Here is an 18,813-nt window from a genome sequence, read left to right on the forward strand (position 1 = left end):
TGGCTACGTCCTGGGCGGTTTCATCGAGGTCGCCAATCAACACAAGACCTACGGTCCCGTCACACTCTCGGGCAGCCATGTCTCTGGCGGCGTCTCCGTGCGTTACCGTGACAGTGCCGATTTCACCGGCCTGACCTGGCGGATCGCGGGCCAGTTCGGCACCGGTGACAGCACCATCGACCGCGGCGCGATCCTGCCCGGAACATTCGCCGGGAGCGGCGAGGCGGCGCACGACTCTGGCGCGCTCAGCGCGGAGCTGGGCTGGGGTCAGCCGGTGGCCCGGGGCGCGGTGATCCCGTTCGCGCGCCTGGCCGCCGCGCGGACAACGCGCGACGCCTACACCGAAACCACGGCGACGGCCTTCCCGCTCAGCTATGACAGCCACCGGGAGACCGTCAGCACAGCCACCCTCGGCGTCGACAGCCGCATCAAGGTCAGCGAGGCCGGGACGCTGCGTCTCTCGGCGGGCGTGACCCGTGACATCAACCGTGATCAGAACCCGATCACCGGTACGTCAGCGATCCCGGGGATGGCGACATTCTCGGCCGAGGCGCCCGCGGTTGTGAACGAGACGCGCGCCTTCGGTTTCGTGAGTTACCGGCACGAGCTCGATGCCGCGCAAGCGGTGACTGCGAGTTTCGGCACTGCGCAGCAAGCCTGGACGGACACCCCTTCGGTCAACCTGCGGCTCGGCTATGAGGTCAGGTTCTGAACCGGGCGCAGCACAGGCCGCGAGGCGTTCCAAAACGCCGCCCACCGGCCAGGAAGCCCCGCGTGCGCGCGGGGCTTTCCAACCTGGAATGCTTTGCCGCACATCCGCGTTCATCTTCATCGGGGTGTCGCATGACACGTGCATGCACAGAACGGAGTATCCGCGGGTCACGACTCCAGGGACCCAATGCCTTATCCGCGTTCCTGACATCGAGCGCTCATCAGTTCATGTCAGGGTCGCTTCAGCCTAGTCCTCTGCAGGCTACCCCTTCCAGATCCAGCCGCCGCCAAGGATGCGGGTGCTCTCGGTGTCGTAGAACACGCAGGCCTGGCCGGGGCTGACGCCCTCCTCGGGGGTCAGCAATTCGACCTCGGCCTCGGTCTCGGACAGCGGCCGCAGGATCGCCGGGGCCGGAGGACGGGTCGAGCGGACCTTGACCGCGATCTCGCGTTCGCCCGCGTCCATGAGGTCGCCGTCGCCCAGCCAGTTGATCTCGCGCACGGGCACGGTTCGGGTCGCAAGCATCGCCTTGGGGCCGACGATCACCCGGCGGTTCTCGACGTCCAGCTTGACCACGTAAAGCGGATCGGCCAGCCCTCCGATGCCCAGTCCCCTGCGCTGCCCGATCGTGTAGTGGATGACGCCCTTGTGCGTGCCCAACGTATTGCCCTCGTGATCGACGATCTCCCCCGGTTCGGCAGCGCCGGGGCGCAGTTTCTCGATGACACTGGCATAGTCACCGTTGGGGACGAAACAGATGTCCTGGCTGTCGGGCTTGTCGGCCACCCGCAACCCGTATTTCGCCGCCAGTTTTCGGGTCTCGTCCTTGCTGGCCAGATGGCCCAGCGGGAAACGCAGGAAATCAAGCTGCGCCTGCGTGGTCGAGAACAGGAAGTAGGACTGGTCGCGATTGGCGTCGGCCGCGCTGTGCAATTCTGCCCCGCGCGCGCCCAACTTGCGCTGGATGTAGTGGCCGGTGGCCATGCAGTCGGCCTCCAGGTCCTTTGCCGTTTCCAGCAGGTCCTTGAACTTGACACGCTCGTTGCAGCGGATGCAGGGCACCGGGGTGGCCCCGCCCAGATAGCTGTCGGCAAATTCGTCGATGACCGCTTCGCGAAAGATGTTCTCGTAATCCAGAACGTAGTGCGGAAAGCCCATCTCCTCGGCCACGCGCCGGGCATCGTGGATGTCGCGGCCCGCGCAGCAGGCGCCCTTCTTGGCCAGCGCCGCGCCGTGATCGTAAAGCTGCAGCGTCACGCCGACGACGTCATAGCCCTCGTCGGCGAGCATGGCCGCCACGACCGAGGAATCGACGCCGCCGGACATGGCCACGACGACACGTGTATCGGCGGGGGCCTTGGGCAGGCCGAGGGAATTGAGCGCGGTGTCGAGGGACATTGTAACAACCTTTGCCGGAGACGGGCGCAATATAGGAAAATGCAAGATACTCTCAAGGGGCCGCTTTACCCGTCCTTAGAGGACATGCCGCCACTTGAGGGGCATGTTCAATCACGAAAGAGGGGTGAGGACATGTATTTGCGCAAGATCGAGGGGCCGCGGTCGGTCACCTTGCCCGACGGCACGGTGATGACACGCGCGGACCTGCCCGAGCCGACGACGCGGCGTTGGGTGGCGTCCCGCAAGGCGGCGGTGGTGCGTGCGGTGGCCCATGGGCTGATCACGCGGGAGTGGGCGAAATCGACCTACGGCCTGTCCGAAGAGGAACTGGCCGAGTGGGAATCGGCTGTTCTCAGACATGGGGAAGCGGCTCTCAGGGCCACCGCACTCCGGAAATATAGACAACCTTAGGTAGATTCGTAAACTGGCAACCGGACGGTAACGTGCGGTTAACCTTCCGTCACCTAGGGTTGGTTAACGCACGAACGAACGGAGAACAGTAATGCGCGTCTTGCTCGTCGAGGATGATCCGACAACTGCCAAGAGCATCGAGTTGATGCTGGGCCACGCCAACCTCAACGTCTACACGACCGAGCTGGGTGAGGAGGGGATCGACCTGGCCAAGCTCTACGACTACGACCTGATCCTGCTGGATCTCAACCTGCCGGACATGTCGGGGCACGACGTGCTGCGCCAGCTTCGGATGGCGCGGGTCGAGACGCCGATCCTGATTCTCTCGGGCGAGGATGCAACCGATTCCAAGCTCAAGGGGTTTGGCTTCGGGGCCGACGACTACCTGACCAAGCCCTTTCACCGCGAGGAACTGATCGCCCGCATCCACGCGATCATCCGCCGGTCCAAGGGACATGCACAGTCGATCATCCGAACCGGCAAGGTCTCGGTGAACCTGGACGCCAAGACGGTCGAGGCCGCGGGAGAGCCCGTTCACCTGACCGGAAAGGAATACCAGATGCTGGAGCTGCTGTCGTTGCGCAAGGGCACCACGCTGACCAAGGAGATGTTTCTCAACCACCTCTACGGTGGCATGGACGAGCCGGAACTGAAGATCATCGACGTCTTCATCTGCAAGCTGCGCAAGAAACTCTCCGAGGCCACGGGCGGGGACAGCTACATCGAGACCGTCTGGGGCCGCGGGTATGTGCTGCGCGACCCCGAGCAGGGCGTCGAGGCCGAACGGGTCGCCGTCGGGGCCTGACCTGCCGGGCGGCGAAGTCCGCGACCCGCCCCCTTCGGCCCGGTGCGTGCGGCGGCGGGCTGGACGACACCGGGGCGGCCCCCTATCACTTGAGCCATGGTGAGCGAAGGGGGACCAGCGGTGACCGAAGATATCGCGACAGAGGCCCTGACCGAGGCGCAGGCAGCCCGGGAACTGGCGCGGCTGGCCGGGGTTCTGGCCCGCGCCGAAGCCGCTTATCACGGCGACGACGCCCCCGAGATGAGCGACGCAGAGTATGACGCGCTCAAGCGGCGCAACGCGGAGATCGAGGCCCGCTTCCCGGACCTCAAACGCGCCGACAGCCCCTCGGACCGGGTCGGCGCCGCCCCGGTCGAAGCCTTCGGCAAGATCACCCACGCGGTGCGGATGCTGTCCCTGGCCAATGCTTTCGACGCACAGGACGTGGCCGATTTCGACCAGTCGATTCGCAGTTACCTGAACCTCGGCCCCGAGGCCCCGCTGACCTATACCGCCGAGCCCAAGATCGACGGGCTGAGCCTGTCGCTGCGTTACGAGGGCGGCGCGCTGGTCCATGCCGCGACCCGTGGCGACGGTGAGACCGGCGAGAACGTCACCGCCAATGCGCGCACCATCGACGCAATTCCGACGCGGCTGACCGATGCCCCCGACGTGCTGGAAGTGCGCGGCGAGGTCTACATGTCTCATGCCGACTTCGAGGCGTTGAATGCGCGGCAGGCGGAAAAGGGCGCCAAGACCTTCGCCAACCCGCGCAACGCCGCCGCCGGGTCGCTGCGGCAACTGGACGCCAGCATCACGAAATCCCGCCCGCTGCGCTTCTTTGCCTATGCCTGGGGGGCGCTGTCCGCGCCGCTGGCCAAGACCCAAATGGGTGCGCTCGACCGGCTCGACGCGCTCGGCTTCACCACCAACCCACTGACCCGGGTCTGCGGGTCGGTGGAGGATATGCTGGCCCATTATCGCCGCATCGAAGACCGGCGCGCCACGCTGGGGTATGACATCGACGGGGTCGTCTACAAGGTGGACGACCTCGCGCTGCAACAGCGTCTGGGCTACCGTTCGACAACACCGCGATGGGCCATCGCCCACAAGTTTCCGGCCGAGCTCGCCTGGACCCGGCTAGAGGGAATCGACATCCAGGTCGGCCGGACCGGGGCGCTCAGCCCCGTCGCCCGCTTGCGTCCTGTCACGGTTGGCGGGGTCGTCGTCTCCAATGCCACCTTGCACAACGAGGATTACATCGCCGGACGCGGTGCCTCGGGCGAGGACATTCGCGGCGGCAAGGATATCCGCCCGGGCGATTGGGTGCAGGTGTATCGCGCGGGCGACGTGATCCCCAAGGTGGCAGATGTGGACCTGGCGAAGCGGTCGGAAGATGCCCAAGCCTACCGGTTTCCCGATACCTGCCCGGAATGCGGCTCCCCGGCGATCCGTGAAGAGGGCGACGCGGTGCGCCGCTGCACTGGCGGCTTGATCTGCCCCGCCCAGGCCGTGGAAAAGCTCAAGCACTTCGTCTCGCGCGGGGCCATGGACATAGAGGGGCTGGGTGCCAAGCAAGTCGAGGCCTTTTACCACGACGACCAGCTGCCGCTGCGCGAGCCGGCGGATATCTTCACGCTGCAACGCCGGGATGCGGAGAACCTGTCGAAGCTGGCCAATCGCGAGGGCTGGGGCGAGACCAGTGCGAGCAACCTGTTCCAGGCCATCGAGGACAAGCGTGCCATTCCCATGGCGCGGCTTCTGTTCGGGCTGGGCATCCGGCACGCGGGCGAGGTCGCCGCCCAGGATCTGGCGCGCCATTACGGCGGCTGGGATGCCATGGTGCGCGCGCTGGACAGGGCCCGGCCCGCCGCGCTGGCCCATCGCGCGGCGGATGAAGCCGCCGAGACGGAACGGCGGCGCGCATCCGAGGAGGGGCGCCGCGCCCGCATCGCCGAGGCCCGCAAGGCGGCGCTGGAAAAGCAGGACATCCGCGCCGCCGCGCAAGAAGCCTGGGACGACCTGATCGGCGCCGACGGCATCGGCCCGGTGTTGGCGCTGTCGCTGTCCGATGCCTTTGCCAACGATCACGAACGCGCCGCCATTGACCGGCTGACCGCCGAACTGACCGACATCAGGCCGCCGGACTCCCGCGCCGGTGACAGTCCGGTCGCAGGCAAGACGGTGGTCTTTACCGGCAGCCTGGAAAAGATGACCCGGGCCGAGGCCAAGGCTCGGGCCGAGGCTCTGGGGGCCAAGGTCGCAGGGTCGGTCAGCGCCAGGACCGACCTACTGGTTGCCGGGCCGGGGGCCGGGTCCAAGGCGAAAAAGGCCGCCGAGCTGGGCATCGAGACCCTCGACGAGGACGGCTGGCTGTCGCTGATCGGTGCGCCATGAGCACCCGGCCGGAAGTCCTGTTTCCGCTCTTCGCTGACCTGACGACCCTGGACGGGGTCGGTCCGAAACTGGCCCAGCAGCTTGCCGCGGGCGGCATCGAAAAGCCGCGCGACATGGTCTTCACGCTGCCGTACAGCGGCGTGGACCGGTCGCGCCGGGCGACGGTGCGCGACCTTGTCCCGCCGGCCCATTGCACGGTCGAGGTGGTCGTGGGCGAGCACCGCCCGCCCGCGCAGCGCGGCCGACCCTACCGCGTTATCGTGGAAGATGCGCAGACCAGTTTCCAGCTGGTCTTTTTTCATGCCCGTGGCGACTACCTGCGCCGCATCCTGCCCAGTGGCCAGCGGCGCGTGATTTCCGGCAAGGTCGAGCTGTTCGACGGCATCGCGCAGATGGTGCACCCCGATCATGTCCTGCGGCCCGACGAGGCCGGGCAGATCCCGCCCTACGAGCCGGTCTACCCGCTGACCGGCTCGGTCACGCAACGGGTCATGTTCAAGGCGACCCGGGCGGCGCTGGCGCGGGCGCCGGATTTGCCGGAATGGATCGACCCGGCCCTGCGCGCGCGCGAGGGTTGGCCCGAATGGAAGGCCGCGCTGGACACCGCCCATGCGCCGCTGTCGGGGGCCGAACTGGCGCCGACCTCGCCCGCGCGGCAAAGACTGGCCTATGACGAATTGCTGGCCCATCAGTTGACGCTGGCGCTGGCGCGCGCGACCCAACGGCGCGGCAAGGGGCAGGCGACGCGGGGCGATGGCCGGTTGCGTGCCGGGGTTCTGGCCGGTCTGCCCTATGCGCCCACCGGCGCACAGACCCGCGCGGTCGAGGAGATCACTGCCGACATGGCCGCGCCCAAGCGGATGAATCGCCTGCTTCAGGGCGACGTCGGCGCGGGCAAGACACTGGTCGCCCTTCTGGTGCTGCTCGCCGCGGTCGAGGCGGGCGGGCAGGGCGTCATGATGGCGCCGACCGAGATCCTCGCGCGCCAGCACATGGAGGGGCTGGCGCCCCTGGCGGCGTCGGCGGGCGTGCGGCTCGAGCTGCTCACGGGCCGCGACAAGGGGGCCGAGCGCCGCGCCAAGCTGGCCGCACTTGAACGCGGCGACATCGGCATCCTGGTCGGCACCCACGCGGTGTTCCAGCAGGATGTCGCCTTTCACGACCTGCGGCTGGCCATCGTCGACGAACAGCACCGCTTCGGTGTCTCGCAGCGGATGCAACTGGGCGCCAAGGGGGCTGCGGTCGACGTTCTGGTCATGACCGCGACGCCGATCCCGCGGTCGCTGGCATTGGCGCAATTCGGGGACATGGATGTTTCGGTCCTGGATGAAAAACCGCCCGGGCGCACGCCGGTCACGACAAGCGTGGTCAGCACCGGTCGCCTTGACGAAGTGACCGAGCACCTGCGCAGGGCCGTGGCCGAGGGCCGCCAGGCCTACTGGGTCTGCCCGCTGGTCGAGGAGTCCGAGGTCAGCGAGCTGACCGCCGCCGAGGACCGTTTCAAGAGATTGCGTGCGACGCTGGGCGAGGGGGTTGTCGGGCTGGTACATGGCCGCATGGACCCGGCGGACAAGGATGCCGCCATGGCCCGTTTCGTGACCGGCGAGACCGGCGTGTTGGTGGCCACCACGGTGATCGAGGTGGGAGTGAACGTGCCCAATGCCTCGATCATGGTGATCGAGCGCGCCGAGAGCTTCGGGCTGGCCCAGTTGCACCAGCTGCGCGGCCGGGTGGGGCGCGGCGCCGCGCAGTCCACCTGCCTGCTCATGTATCAAGCTCCACTGTCCGACACCGGGCGGCGGCGCCTGGAGATCCTGCGCGAGACCGAGGACGGGTTCCGTATTTCCGAGGAAGACCTGGCCATGCGCGGTGCGGGCGACGTGATCGGCACTGCGCAATCGGGGCTGCCGCGCTTTCGCATCGCGGATATCGAGCGGCAGTCGGCCCTCATGGCCCTGGCCCAGCAGGACGCGCGCAAGCTGCTGGCCGATGATGCCGACCTGACGTCGGACCGCGGCCAGGCGGCGCGCGTGCTGCTCTGGCTGATGGAGCAGGACCGGGCAATTCGTTTGATATCAGTGGGTTAATTGCTTCCGATCAATTTTGTTCACTAATGTTCCTAAAAAGTTCTTGCATTAAGACTTGGTTAATGAGAACAAAGTGGCAACAGGAGAACGGAAAGGAGCAGCGATATGGCCAATGAGATCAGACAGGCGATTGCCCGGTCGCGCGACACGCTGGTGGCCGATGCCTTCGGCGCCGCCGCGCTGATGATTCTGCTGGTGGTCGCGCTGCACCTGCCCACGCTTTTGTGATCTGCCTCGCGCCCCGGTCCGGACGTTCTGCATCGCCTGTCCCACCTTCGATGCACTGACGACCTGACACTGCCTGTCCAGGACGGACCTGCCGTCCGCCATCACACCGCCCGGGACCTGCCTCTCCCGATCGCGGCCGGACCCGGGGCGCAAACCTGCCGCCGCGTTCCCTGTCCCGGGGCGCGGCGGTTTTTTCTTGTCAGGGCAGGCGCGGTGCCACCCGGCTCGGGGGTGAAGGGATACGCGCTGCAATCCGCGGAGCGGATCAGGCGCAATGGGCCTCGCGCGCGGCCTTGAAGGCTTCCAGTGTCGCGTCCAGGGCCAGCAGGATAGAGGCGTGGCGGTTCTTGTAGTCTCTGGCCGGTTGCAGCACCTCAAGCCCGTCGAAAGGCGCCTCGGGCGCGGGGCCGTCCTGTTTGAGCATGGCATACAGCTGGTCGCGGGCGGCCTGCACCTGGGGTTCGGTGGTGCCGATGACATTGGCGGCCACCACGGCCGCCGAGGCTTGACCCAGCGCACAGGCCTTCACGTCCTGCCCATAGTCGGTGATCTTGCCATCCTCGACCCGCAGGTCAACCGAGACGGTGGAGCCACAGAGCGGCGAGCGCACCCGTCCGGTGCCGTCCGGGGCGTCAAGCCGCCCCAGCCGCGGGATCTCCGCCGCCAGGCCGAGAATCCGGGTGGAATAGAGCTTGATCAGGTCGGTCTCTGTGCTCATGAGTTTGCCTTCGGCTGTCCTGCCCAATAAATAGGCCTGCCGATCCCCGATGCCAAAGGAAATCTGACATGGCCTTCGATCCCGCGAGTTTGACCTATGATGCGGATGGTCTCGTGCCCTGCATCGCCCAGGATGCCGCCGATGGCACCGTGCTTATGATGGCCTGGATGACCCGCCAGGCCGTCGAGAAAACGCTCGAAACCGGTCGCGTCACCTACTGGTCGCGCTCGCGGCAGGCCTTCTGGGTCAAGGGTGAGAGCAGCGGCCACGTGCAGGCCCTTGTCGATCTGCGCGTCGATTGCGACCGTGATTGCCTGCTGGCCGTGGTGCGCCAGACCGGCCCGGCCTGCCATACCAACCGGCGCTCGTGTTTCTACACCTCGGTGACTGGCGGGGACGAGGTCGAGCTGATGCACCCCATGACGGACTAGAGCCCGACCATGGCGCGAATCCCGGCAGGGTCCACGCCGTCGGCGCGATAGGCCGCCAGCGCCCTGGAGGCGTCGATCTTTGCCAGGCGCTGTCCCGCCGCGTCGCGGATCAGGTCGTGATGGTGATAGATCGGCACCGGCCAGTCCATCAGCCGCTGGATCAAGACGTGCAGGAAGGTGGCGTGCCACAGGTCGGCTCCACGCACCACGTGGGTGATGCCCTGGATGCCATCGTCAAGGGGGCAGGCCAGGTGATAGGCTGGATCGCCGGTTTCCTTGCGGCGCAGCACCGGGTCGCCGATCAAGCCGATCAGCTGGTCGGGGTCAGGCCGGTGGGTGCCGCGATGCAGTGGCCCGATCTCGGTGAAGGCGGGCAGCGGGCCGACCTGCTCAAGGGCGCGGCCCAGGTCCAGGCGCAGGGCATCGCCGGCCCCGGTATCCTTCATGGGCCGATGGCGGCAGGTTCCGGGATAGACCAGCCCGTCCCAGCCGGGGCGCGCGCCTGCCGTCTTGATGGCCGAGCGCGAACAGGAACACGGGTAGAGCAGCCCGCGCGCGGCGAGATCGTCAAGCGCGCGCGCATAGTCCGCCAGGTGCTCGGATTGGCGCCGCACCGGCCGGGGCCAGTCCAGCCCGAGCCAGCGCAGATCATCCAGAATTGCAGCCTCGAATTCGGCGCGACAGCGGGTGCTGTCGGTATCCTCGATCCGCAACAGGGCCATGCCGCCCAGGTCCCGCGCCACCCGCCAGACGGTCAGCGCCGAATAGGCATGACCAAGGTGCAGTCGCCCCGTGGGCGAGGGCGCGAAGCGAGTTATCATTCCCGTCGGAGAACGATCACGTCCGAGCCCATCTCCTTGGCCTCCAGGTGGGGACCATGTTCGCGCGAGAGCACGGTCACGTCGGCGGCGGCGACATGGCCCTCCAGCACGGCGTCATAACTGCCGTTCTCGACCGTGGGATCGTTGAAGGACAGGGCCAGGACCCCGCCCGGCGAGAGATGCGCGATCAACAGGCTCAGGGTTTCCGGCGGCGCGGCGCCGAGGCTGACCACCCCCACAGCGACGATGGCGTCATAGCTGCGCGGCAGGTCCGCACCGGGTTCGCCGACCCAGAGCTTTTCGTAAAGTGACTTCCCGCGGGCGATATCGACCATTTCTGCCGTCACATCGGTGCCATGCAGGTGGTTGAACCCTTGCTGCAGCAGCGCGGCGCCGGAAATCCCGGTGCCGCAGCCGAAGTCCAGAACCGTGGTCTCGGGGGCGACATGGCGAGCCAGCGCCGCCGCCAGCCGGGTCGGGGTGTGATAGCCGTAGGTTTCAAGGTCGGCGTCGTAGGCCCCGGCCCAGTCGCGGTAGACGTCGATCGTCTCCTCGACCGGGCGTGGGGTCCAGAGGTTGGCGGGGGTTGAATTGTCGTCTGTCATGGCGGACAGGCTAGTGGCCGGGTCAGGCGGCGTCCAGTGCTGTGGCGGCCAGCCATGCCTGCCAGTCGGTCTTGGCGCGGTCCGTGTAGGCGCGGTAGCGGTCCTTGCGGCCGCGGCGCCCGGGCCTGAGTCCTTCGACGGGGGGAAACAGCCCGAAGTTGACGTTCATGGGCTGGAAGGTCTTGGCCTCGGCCCCGCCGGTGATATGCGTGACAAGCGCGCCCATGGCGGTGGTCTGCGGAACCGGTGGCAAAGGCGTGCCCGTGATCTCGGCCACGGCCAGCCGTCCGGCCAGAAGACCCATGGCGGCGCTTTCGACATAGCCCTCGACGCCAGTGATCTGACCCGCAAAGCGGATGTTCGGCTTCGTTCTCAGGCGCATCTGACCGTCGAGCAGGGTGGGCGCATTCAGAAAGGTGTTGCGGTGTATGCCACCGAGTCGGGCGAAGGTCGCGTCCTGCAACCCGGGGATCATGCGAAAGACCTCCGTTTGCGCGCCATACTTCATCTTGGTCTGGAAGCCGACTATATTATAAAGCGTTCCCAATGCGTTGTCTCGACGAAGTTGAACCACTGCATGAGGTTTGTCTTCGGGGAAATGGGGGTTCGTCAGGCCGATGGGCTTCATGGGGCCGTGGCGCAGGGTCTCGCGACCGCGCGCGGCCATGACCTCGATGGGCAGGCAACCGTCGAAGTAGCCGGCGGTTTCGCCGTCCTTGAACTCGGTCTTGTCTGCGGCCAGCAGGGCGTCGATGAAGGCCTCGTACTGGTCCCTGGTCATCGGGCAGTTGATGTAGGCCTTCTGTTCTTCCTCGGTCTCGCCCTTGTCATAGCGCGATTGTTCCCAGGCCTGCCCCATGTCGATGGTCTCGGCATAGACGATGGGTGCGATGGCATCGAAGAAGGCGAGCGCCTCGGCGCCGGTCTCTGCCCGGATCGCCTCGGCCAGCGGTCCCGAGGTCAGCGGCCCGGTGGCAATGATCCAGTGACCGTCGTCGGGCAGGGCGTCGATTTCCTCGTACGACACGCTGATCTTCGGATGCGCGGTCAGCGTTTCCGTGACGGCCGCGGCGAATGGATCGCGGTCGACGGCCAGCGCGCCGCCAGCGGGCAGCTTGTGGGCATCGGCTGTAGCCATGATGATACCACCCGCCTGACGCATCTCCCAGTGGAGCAGCCCCACCGCGTTCTGTTCGTCGTCATCCGAGCGGAAGGAGTTGGAACAGACCATTTCGGCCAGGTTGCCGGTGCGATGGGCAAAGGTCTCGACCCCGGGGCGCATTTCGTGGATGACCACGTGACACCCCGCGTTGGCGGCCTGCCATGCGGCCTCTGACCCGGCCATACCGCCGCCGACGATGTGAAGTATCTGTGTCATGGCAGTCCAGATAGTGTGTCACGGGCCCAGAGAAAACCCCGGGCTCCGCGCTCAGTCCTGGTCGGCATCCTCGTCGCCCTGATCGGCGATCCATGCGACGCTGACCACTTCCTCGCCTTTGCCGGTGTTGAATACCTTGACGCCGCCGGCGCTGCGCGAGCGGAAGGAAATGCCTTCCACGGGCACGCGGATCGATTGGCCCTTGGACGTGGCCAGCATGATCTGGTCGTCCAGCTCCACCGGGAAGGAGGCCACGATCCTGCCGCCGCGCATGGCCTTGTCCATCGCCGCGACACCCATGCCGCCACGCCCGCGCACCGGGTAATCATGCGACGACGACAGCTTGCCGGACCCACCCGCGGTGATCGTCAGGATCAGGTTCTCGGCGGCCGACATCTCGGCATAACGCGCGGGGCCGAGTTCGCCGGCGGGGGCCTCGTCATCCTCGTTCTCGGCCTCTTCGGTGATGCCGGCCATGGCACGGCGCATCTTCAGGTAGGCCGCACGTTCCTCGGCCTCGGCCTCGAAATGGCGGATCACGGACATCGACACGACATGGTCCGACCCCGACAGCTTGATGCCGCGCACACCGGTGGAGTTGCGGCCCGCGAAGACCCGCACATCGGTGGTCGGAAACCGGATCGCCCGGCCCGCATTGGTGGTCAGCATCACGTCGTCACCCTCGGAGCAAATCCTTGCATTCACAAGACTTACGGAGCCATCTTCAGGCAGTTTCATGGCAATCTTGCCGTTGGATTTGACATTGGTGAAGTCCGACAGCCGGTTGCGCCGCACGTCGCCCGCGCTGGTGGCGAAGACGATCTGCAGGTCATCCCAGTCCTTTTCGTCCCGGTCCACCGGCATGATCGCTGCGATGGATACCCCCGTGGGGATCGGCAGGATGTTGACGATGGCCTTGCCCTTGGAGGTGCGCCCGCCCTGCGGGAGGCGCCACGTCTTGAGCTTGTAGACCATGCCATCCGTGGTGAAGAACAGCAGCTGCGTGTGGGTGTTGGCCACGAAGAGCGTGGTGACCACGTCGTCCTCTTTCAGGCTGCCGCCGGAAAGCCCTTTGCCGCCCCGTTTCTGGGCGCGGAAATCGGCCAGCGCGGTGCGCTTGATGTAACCGCCCTGGGTAACGGTGACGACCATGTCCTCGCGCTCAATGAGGTCCTCGTCGTCCATGTCGCCCGACCAGTCGACGATCTTGGTCCGGCGCGGCACGGCGAATTGCTCTTTCACCTCGCGCAGCTCGTCCGCGATGATGCCCATGATCCTTTCGCGCGACCCCAGAATTTCGAGGTATTCCTTGATCTTGCCGGCCAGGTCTTCGAGTTCGTCGGTGACCTCCTGCACGCCGAGCTGGGTGAGGCGTTGCAGGCGCAGGTCGAGGATGGCACGGGCCTGCGTCTCGGACAGGTTGTAGGTGCCGTCCTCGTTGACCGGGTGCAGTGGGTCGTCGATCAGGCGCAGGTATTCGACGATGTCGCCCGCAGGCCAGCGGCGCTCCATCAGCCGGCGCCGCGCCTCGGGCGCGTCGGCCGAGGACCGGATCGTGGCAACGACCTCGTCCACGTTGGACACGGCGACGGCGAGTCCGCACAGCACGTGGCTGCGCTCGCGCGCCTTGCGCAGCAGGTAGGCCGTGCGGCGCGCCACAACGTCTTCTCGGAAATCAATGAAATAGCTCAGGAACTTGCGCAGGGTCAACGTCTCGGGCCGACCGCCGTTGAGCGCCAGCATGTTGCACCCGAAGGAGGTCTGCATCGGGGTGAAGCGATAAAGCTGGTTCAGAACCACCTCGGCGGTGGCGTCGCGCTTGAGCTCGACCACCACGCGCACGCCCGACCGGTCACTCTCGTCCTGCACGTGGGCGATGCCCTCGATCCTGCGGTCGCGGGCCGCCTCGGCGATGCGGTCGATCATCGTGGCCTTGTTCACCTGGTAGGGGATCTCGTTCACCACGATGGCCCAGCGGTCCTTGCGCAGCTCCTCGACCTGGGCCTTGGCACGCACCACGACCGAGCCGCGCCCCTCCAGATAGGCCTTGCGGGCGCCCGAGCGGCCCAGCATCACCCCGCCGGTGGGGAAATCGGGGCCCGGGACATACTGGATCAGGTCCTCGCTGGACAGGTCGGGGGTCTCGATCAGCGCCAGCGTCGCGTCGCAGACCTCGCCCAGGTTGTGCGGCGGGATGTTCGTGGCCATGCCCACGGCGATGCCGCCCGCCCCGTTGACCAGCATGTTCGGGAACCGCGCGGGCAGGACCGTCGGCTCGCGGTCACGGCCATCGTAGTTGTCCTGGAAATCGACCGTGTCCTTGTCGATATCGGCCAGCAGGGCGCTGGCGGGCTTGTCCATGCGCACTTCGGTGTAGCGCATGGCCGCCGGGTTGTCGCCGTCCATCGAGCCGAAATTGCCCTGGCCATCCAGCAGCGGCAGCGACATTGAAAAGGGCTGGGCCATGCGCACCAGCGCGTCGTAGATCGCCGAGTCGCCGTGGGGGTGGTAGGTCCCCATCACGTCGCCCACGGCGCGCGCGGATTTGCGATAGGGCTTGTCGTGGGTGTTGCCCGCCTCGTGCATGGCATAGAGAATGCGCCTGTGAACGGGCTTCAGGCCGTCGCGCAGATCGGGGATCGCGCGGCTGACGATCACGCTCATGGCGTAATCCAGGTAAGAGGCCTTCATCTCGTCCGAGATCGAGATGGACGGGCCATCGTAACCGGACCCGTCGGGCCGATTTTCATCTTCGCTTCCAGGGGTTTCCGGGGTATCGCTCATGCTTGCCGCCTGTTGGTGCCGGGCATCGGCCGGGCACGTCTAGATATTGTTGGGCAGGGTATATCACCCCCGAGGGATGGGGTGCAATGGGCGCCGTGAATGTCCGTTGGCAGCCAGGGGCGGTGTCTGCCAACAAACTGTTTTTGTTGACTTCTTAACCATTCCGGACGTCACATGGACGCAAGGTCCACAACGGAGCGGGTGATGACACAGGAAACGGAAATGATGCTGCGGGGCTACGGGCTGACCACGGCGGAGTTTTTTTACCGTATGCCCGACTATCCCAGCGTGCTGAACAGCTTCATCTGGCAGGACTACGACCGGGCGCCCGACCATGACCGGCTGATGGGATTCATTGACTTCTGGAAGGCCGAGATCGAGGGGCAGTTGCACTCGGTCCGCTTCACCCACCGCAAGCTGATCGCGCCGGGCCAATGGCGCAACGTCGTGGGTGAGCTGACCTATCACTAGGGCAGCTCATTTCGCCCGGTTCAGCATCCCGTAAAGGTCGCGGGGATCATCCGGGTCGGCCAGCAGGTCCAGCAACTGGTAATGGGCGCGGCCCGCGATGCTGTCATGGATCACCTTGAGCGCCGAGAAATCCTCGATCGCGAAGCCGACGCTGTCGAAAAGGGTGATCTGGGCGGCATCCCGGCGCCCCGGGGCCTTGCCGGCGAAGACCTCCCACAGCTCGGCCACAGGGTGATCCTCCGCCATTTGCTGGATCTCGCCCTCGACGCGGGTCTGGGGCGGGTATTCCACGAAGACCGAGGCCCGGTTGAGGATGCCCGGCGCCAGTTCGGTCTTGCCGGGACAGTCTCCACCGATGGCATTGATGTGCACGCCGGGGCCGACCATGTTGTCAGACAGGATCGTGGCATATTGCTTGTCGGCGGTGCAGGTTGTCAGGATCTGGGCGCCTTCGATCGCCTCTTCGGCGCTGGAGCAGGGCACCACGGTCAGTTCGCTGCCGGCCAGGTTGCGGGCGCATTTCTCGGTCGCAGCCGGGTCCTTGTCCCAGAGCCGCACCGTGTCGATGCCGCAGATCGCCTGGAAGGCGCGGCACTGGAATTCCGATTGCGCGCCGTTTCCGATCATCGCCATGGTCGTCGCGCCCGGCGGCGCGAGGTGTTTGCCCGCCAGCGCCGACATCGCCGCGGTGCGCAGCGCGGTCAGCAGGGTCATTTCCGTCAGCAGCACCGGGTAGCCCGTCTCGACCGAGGCCAGCAGACCGAAGGCGGTGACGGTCTGCAGCCCGGTATAGGTGTTGCGGGGATGCCCGTTGACGTATTTGAAACCGTAAAGCTCGCCATCCGAGGTCGGCATCAGCTCGATCACGCCCAAGGGGCTGTGGCTGGCGACGCGCGGGGTCTTGTCGAAGCTTTCCCAGCGCAGGAAATCGGCCTCGATGGTCCCGGCCAGGCGGCGCAGCATCTCTTCCAGCCCGATCTCGTGCACCAGGCGCATCATGTTCTCGACGGAAACGAAGGGCACGAGGGCCCGTTCGGAAGGATCGGTCATGCGTAACTCCGTGTCGGGCGGTCAAATATCCGGCGGCCCATGAGAGAGGCAGCCAGGTCGACCATGGCCGAGGCCGTGCGGCCGCGTTCGTCCAGGAAGGGGTTGAGTTCCACCAGGTCCAGCGCCGCGAGGCAGCCGCTGTCGTGCAGCATTTCCATGACCAGGTGCGCCTCGCGGAAACTGGCCCCGCCGGGCACGGTGGTGCCGACGGCCGGGGCCAGCCCAGGGTCGAGGAAATCGACGTCGAGCGAAACATGCAACAGCCCGTCCGCCGCCCGGATCCGGTCAAGGAAGGCCGCCAGTGGTCCGGCGATGCCGTGTTCGTCGATCATGCGCATGTCGGTCAACGCAATGTCCGTCTCCGCCAGCATGGTCCGCTCGGCCGGATCGACAGACCGCAGGCCGATCATGGCAACGCGGTCGGAAGGAATGGGGGCTGCGAGCGGCGGAAAGGCTTCGAACCCAGGTTGGCCCGTGACGTAGGCGACCGGCGTGCCGTGAAGGTGGCCGGATCGGGTTGTCTGCGGCGTGTTGAAATCGGAATGGGCATCGAGCCAGAGCAGGAACAGCGGCCGGCCCTGTTCCGCGGCGTGCGCGGCCATGCCCGCGACCGATCCCAGCGACAGTGCATGATCGCCGCCAAGGAAGATCGGCAGGCCTTGGGGCGCGGCCTGCCGCGCGGCACGCGCCAGGGTGCGGGTCCAGCCGACAGTGGTGGGCAGGTCGTGCAGATGCGCATCGGCGGGGATATCGACCGGCTCGGGGGCAAGGTTGCCCAGGTCCGCGACAGTGTGCCCGAGGGCGGTCAGCTGGTCGATCAGCCCCGCCACGCGAAGGGCGTCGGGTCCCATCAGGCAACCGTCGCGGCGCTTGCCGCTGTCCACCGGGGCGCCAATGAGAATGCAATGCGTTTGGTTCATACCAGTGTCATCGCCCGGAACGACCCCTCCGGGAACTGGCCAATTTGCGCAAAGTGATTTATCAATGCCTAAAATGGACAAGCATGATGGACGAATTGGACAAGGCCCTGATCGTCGCCCTGCAACGCGACGGCCGCGCCAGCCTGTCTGAGCTGGCGCATGACCTGAAGGTCACGCGCGCCACGGTGCGGGCGCGGCTGGACAAGCTGCGCGACAATGGCGAGATTTCGGGCTTCACCGTGCTGACCCGCGCCGATGTCTCGCCCCATCCGGTGCGCGGCTTGATGATGCTGGGCATCGAGGGGCGTGGCACCGAACGGGTGATGCGGCTGCTGGCCGCCATGCCCGAGGTCCAGGCGGTGCATTCGACCAACGGCCATTGGGACCTGATCGCCGAGATCGGCACGCCGACACTGCTGGACCTGGACAGCACGCTGTTCCGCATTCGCCGGATGGAAGGGGTCACGCGATCCGAGACCAACCTGTTGCTGTCCACGCGGCGCGGTTAGCGGCGGGCGGCCCAGACCCAGAGCGCGGCAAGTGCGAATGATATCAGCGCGTTGTAGCTGGCCATGGACAGGCCCAAGAGAGACCAGACGACCTCGTCACACAGGACCACGGGCGCGATATCGGTCGAGAGCAGGTCGCTGCCCAGCCCGGCATCCGACCCGGTGCAGCTGGCCGGGCCGTCCCACCAGCCGCGCTCGACACCCGTATGAAAGACCCCGATGCCGCCCGTCGTGGCCGCGGCCAGCGCGCCCAGCAGCAAGAGCGGCGTGGCCGGACGCCAGATCACCAGGGCCAGTGCCCCGATCACGATGGCTGCCGCATGGGGCCAGCGCTGCCAAAGGCACATCGTACAGGGTGGGTAGCCCAGCGCCTGGAACAGGAAAGCGCCTGCCAGAAGGGCAAAGGACCCGCCAGCGGCGAGAAAGGTCAGCTGGGTGCGTGTCATAGGTGGCTCACCAGGTAGAAGCCGCCAACGAGTAGGACACAGAAGGCGGCGAAGACAAGCCCGAGCCGGCGCTCGATGAAATCGCGGATCGGGGCGCCGAACTGCCACAACAGGGCGGCTACGATGAAAAAGCGCAGCCCCCGCGCGATGATCGAGGTCACGATGAAGGTGCCGACCGGCATGGCCGTCCAGCCCGACATGATCGTGATGACCTTGTAGGGAAAGGGCGTCAGTCCCGCGACCAGCACCGCCCAGAACCCCACGTCGTTGAAACGCTGGTTGAAGGCTTCCATGCTGTCGCCCTTTCCCAGCGCCTCGAGGATGGGCTGGCCGATGGAGTCGTAGGCGAAGGCCCCGATGGCATAGCCCAGCATCCCGCCAAGCACCGAGAACACCAGGCACACAGCCGCGATCAGCCAGGCCCGTCGCGGCGCGGCCAGTATCATGGGGATCATCAGGACATCGGGCGGGATCGGAAAGACGGAGCTTTCAACGAAGGCAACCACGGCAAGCACCCAGAGCGCCCGGGGGTGGTCGGCCATGGACATGGTCCAGTCGTAGAGGCGGCGGATCATGCTGGGGTCCGGGATGGCTGGGTCGGTGCGGGGCCTTAGGCCACGGAACCCCGCCGGGGTCAATAGAGGTCCGGTCCGGGGGCGCCGT

General features: G+C 66.5%; 18 protein-coding genes. 8 read left to right on the forward strand and 10 right to left on the reverse strand.

The window, feature by feature from the left end; all coding sequences use genetic code 11:
* Positions 1–973: 973 nt before the first annotated feature.
* On the reverse strand, positions 974–2,110 hold the full coding sequence (gene mnmA, locus VJ897_RS12665; RefSeq protein WP_324056053.1) for a tRNA 2-thiouridine(34) synthase MnmA: 1,137 nt from the start codon (positions 2,108–2,110) through the stop codon (positions 974–976).
* Positions 2,111–2,242: 132 nt separating this feature from the next.
* On the opposite strand from mnmA, the gene sciP reads away from it, so the two are divergent.
* The 5 genes from sciP to VJ897_RS12690 all read left to right on the forward strand — a co-directional run bounded on the left by sciP (position 2,243) and on the right by VJ897_RS12690 (position 8,017).
* Positions 2,243–2,521, forward strand: coding sequence for a CtrA inhibitor SciP (gene sciP, locus VJ897_RS12670; RefSeq protein ID WP_324056054.1), 279 nt, complete (start codon positions 2,243–2,245; stop codon positions 2,519–2,521).
* Positions 2,522–2,612: 91 nt separating this feature from the next.
* A complete protein-coding gene (ctrA, locus tag VJ897_RS12675) occupies positions 2,613–3,326 on the forward strand; it encodes a response regulator transcription factor CtrA (protein WP_324056055.1) in 714 nt (237 codons plus the stop codon).
* A 96-nt stretch (positions 3,327–3,422) separates the two neighbouring features.
* Positions 3,423–5,702 (forward strand): NAD-dependent DNA ligase LigA, encoded by a 2,280-nt coding sequence (ligA, locus tag VJ897_RS12680; protein ID WP_324056056.1) that lies wholly within the window; start codon positions 3,423–3,425, stop codon positions 5,700–5,702.
* Positions 5,699–7,789 (forward strand): ATP-dependent DNA helicase RecG, encoded by a 2,091-nt coding sequence (gene recG, locus VJ897_RS12685; RefSeq protein ID WP_324056057.1) that lies wholly within the window; start codon positions 5,699–5,701, stop codon positions 7,787–7,789. The genes ligA and recG overlap by 4 nt, the downstream gene beginning before the upstream one ends.
* Before the next feature lie 105 nt (positions 7,790–7,894).
* Complete coding sequence (locus tag VJ897_RS12690) at positions 7,895–8,017, forward strand: hypothetical protein (RefSeq protein WP_324056058.1); 123 nt, start codon at positions 7,895–7,897, stop codon at positions 8,015–8,017.
* A 265-nt stretch (positions 8,018–8,282) separates the two neighbouring features.
* Here the strand turns inward: VJ897_RS12690 and VJ897_RS12695 are convergent, their stop codons facing one another.
* Positions 8,283–8,735 carry an iron-sulfur cluster assembly scaffold protein gene (locus VJ897_RS12695; RefSeq protein ID WP_324056059.1) on the reverse strand — a complete coding sequence of 151 codons (453 nt, stop codon included), beginning with the start codon at positions 8,733–8,735 and terminating at the stop codon, positions 8,283–8,285.
* Between the two features lie 68 nt (positions 8,736–8,803).
* Here VJ897_RS12695 and hisI point away from each other — a divergent pair, with 68 nt between their 5' ends.
* Positions 8,804–9,166, forward strand: a complete 363-nt coding sequence (hisI, locus tag VJ897_RS12700) for a phosphoribosyl-AMP cyclohydrolase (RefSeq protein WP_324056060.1) — start codon at positions 8,804–8,806, stop codon at positions 9,164–9,166.
* On the opposite strand, the gene gluQRS is transcribed toward hisI, so the two are convergent.
* From gluQRS to gyrA, 4 genes are read right to left on the reverse strand one after another with little or no spacing between them, the layout of a single operon-like run.
* Entirely contained in the window at positions 9,163–9,987 is an 825-nt protein-coding gene (gene gluQRS / locus VJ897_RS12705) for a tRNA glutamyl-Q(34) synthetase GluQRS (RefSeq protein WP_324056061.1), read from the reverse strand. The two genes, hisI and gluQRS, sit on opposite strands and share 4 nt — an antisense overlap.
* Positions 9,984–10,592, reverse strand: a complete 609-nt coding sequence (locus VJ897_RS12710; protein ID WP_324056062.1) for a class I SAM-dependent DNA methyltransferase — start codon at positions 10,590–10,592, stop codon at positions 9,984–9,986. Before VJ897_RS12710 ends, gluQRS begins: the two co-directional genes overlap by 4 nt.
* 22 nt (positions 10,593–10,614) lie before the next feature.
* A complete protein-coding gene (trmFO, locus tag VJ897_RS12715) occupies positions 10,615–11,970 on the reverse strand; it encodes a methylenetetrahydrofolate--tRNA-(uracil(54)-C(5))-methyltransferase (FADH(2)-oxidizing) TrmFO (RefSeq protein ID WP_324056063.1) in 1,356 nt (451 codons plus the stop codon).
* Positions 11,971–12,021: 51 nt separating this feature from the next.
* Positions 12,022–14,754: a DNA gyrase subunit A gene (gyrA, locus tag VJ897_RS12720; protein WP_324056064.1), complete on the reverse strand. Its 2,733-nt coding sequence runs from the start codon at positions 14,752–14,754 to the stop codon at positions 12,022–12,024.
* A 201-nt stretch (positions 14,755–14,955) separates the two neighbouring features.
* Here gyrA and VJ897_RS12725 point away from each other — a divergent pair, with 201 nt between their 5' ends.
* Positions 14,956–15,225: an usg protein gene (locus VJ897_RS12725; RefSeq protein WP_324056137.1), complete on the forward strand. Its 270-nt coding sequence runs from the start codon at positions 14,956–14,958 to the stop codon at positions 15,223–15,225.
* Between the two features lie 6 nt (positions 15,226–15,231).
* On the opposite strand, the gene ocd is transcribed toward VJ897_RS12725, so the two are convergent.
* Positions 15,232–16,275 carry an ornithine cyclodeaminase gene (gene ocd / locus VJ897_RS12730; RefSeq protein WP_324056065.1) on the reverse strand — a complete coding sequence of 348 codons (1,044 nt, stop codon included), beginning with the start codon at positions 16,273–16,275 and terminating at the stop codon, positions 15,232–15,234.
* Entirely contained in the window at positions 16,272–17,195 is a 924-nt protein-coding gene (gene rocF / locus VJ897_RS12735; protein WP_324056066.1) for an arginase, read from the reverse strand. Before rocF ends, ocd begins: the two co-directional genes overlap by 4 nt.
* A gap of 86 nt (positions 17,196–17,281) precedes the next feature.
* Between rocF and VJ897_RS12740 the strand changes: the two genes are divergently transcribed.
* A complete protein-coding gene (locus VJ897_RS12740) occupies positions 17,282–17,704 on the forward strand; it encodes an Lrp/AsnC family transcriptional regulator (protein ID WP_324056138.1) in 423 nt (140 codons plus the stop codon).
* On the opposite strand, the gene VJ897_RS12745 is transcribed toward VJ897_RS12740, so the two are convergent.
* Positions 17,701–18,150 carry a disulfide bond formation protein B gene (locus VJ897_RS12745; protein ID WP_324056067.1) on the reverse strand — a complete coding sequence of 150 codons (450 nt, stop codon included), beginning with the start codon at positions 18,148–18,150 and terminating at the stop codon, positions 17,701–17,703. The genes VJ897_RS12740 and VJ897_RS12745 overlap by 4 nt on opposite strands.
* The gene (locus VJ897_RS12750) at positions 18,147–18,725 is read right to left on the reverse strand and encodes a YqaA family protein (RefSeq protein WP_324056068.1); all 579 of its coding nucleotides are present in this window, start codon (positions 18,723–18,725) and stop codon (positions 18,147–18,149) included. The genes VJ897_RS12745 and VJ897_RS12750 overlap by 4 nt, the downstream gene beginning before the upstream one ends.
* Positions 18,726–18,813: the final 88 nt, after the last annotated feature.

Origin of the sequence: Salibaculum sp., from assembly GCF_035270045.1 — a bacterium.
In the GTDB taxonomy this organism is placed as follows: Bacteria; Pseudomonadota; Alphaproteobacteria; order Rhodobacterales; family Rhodobacteraceae; genus Salibaculum.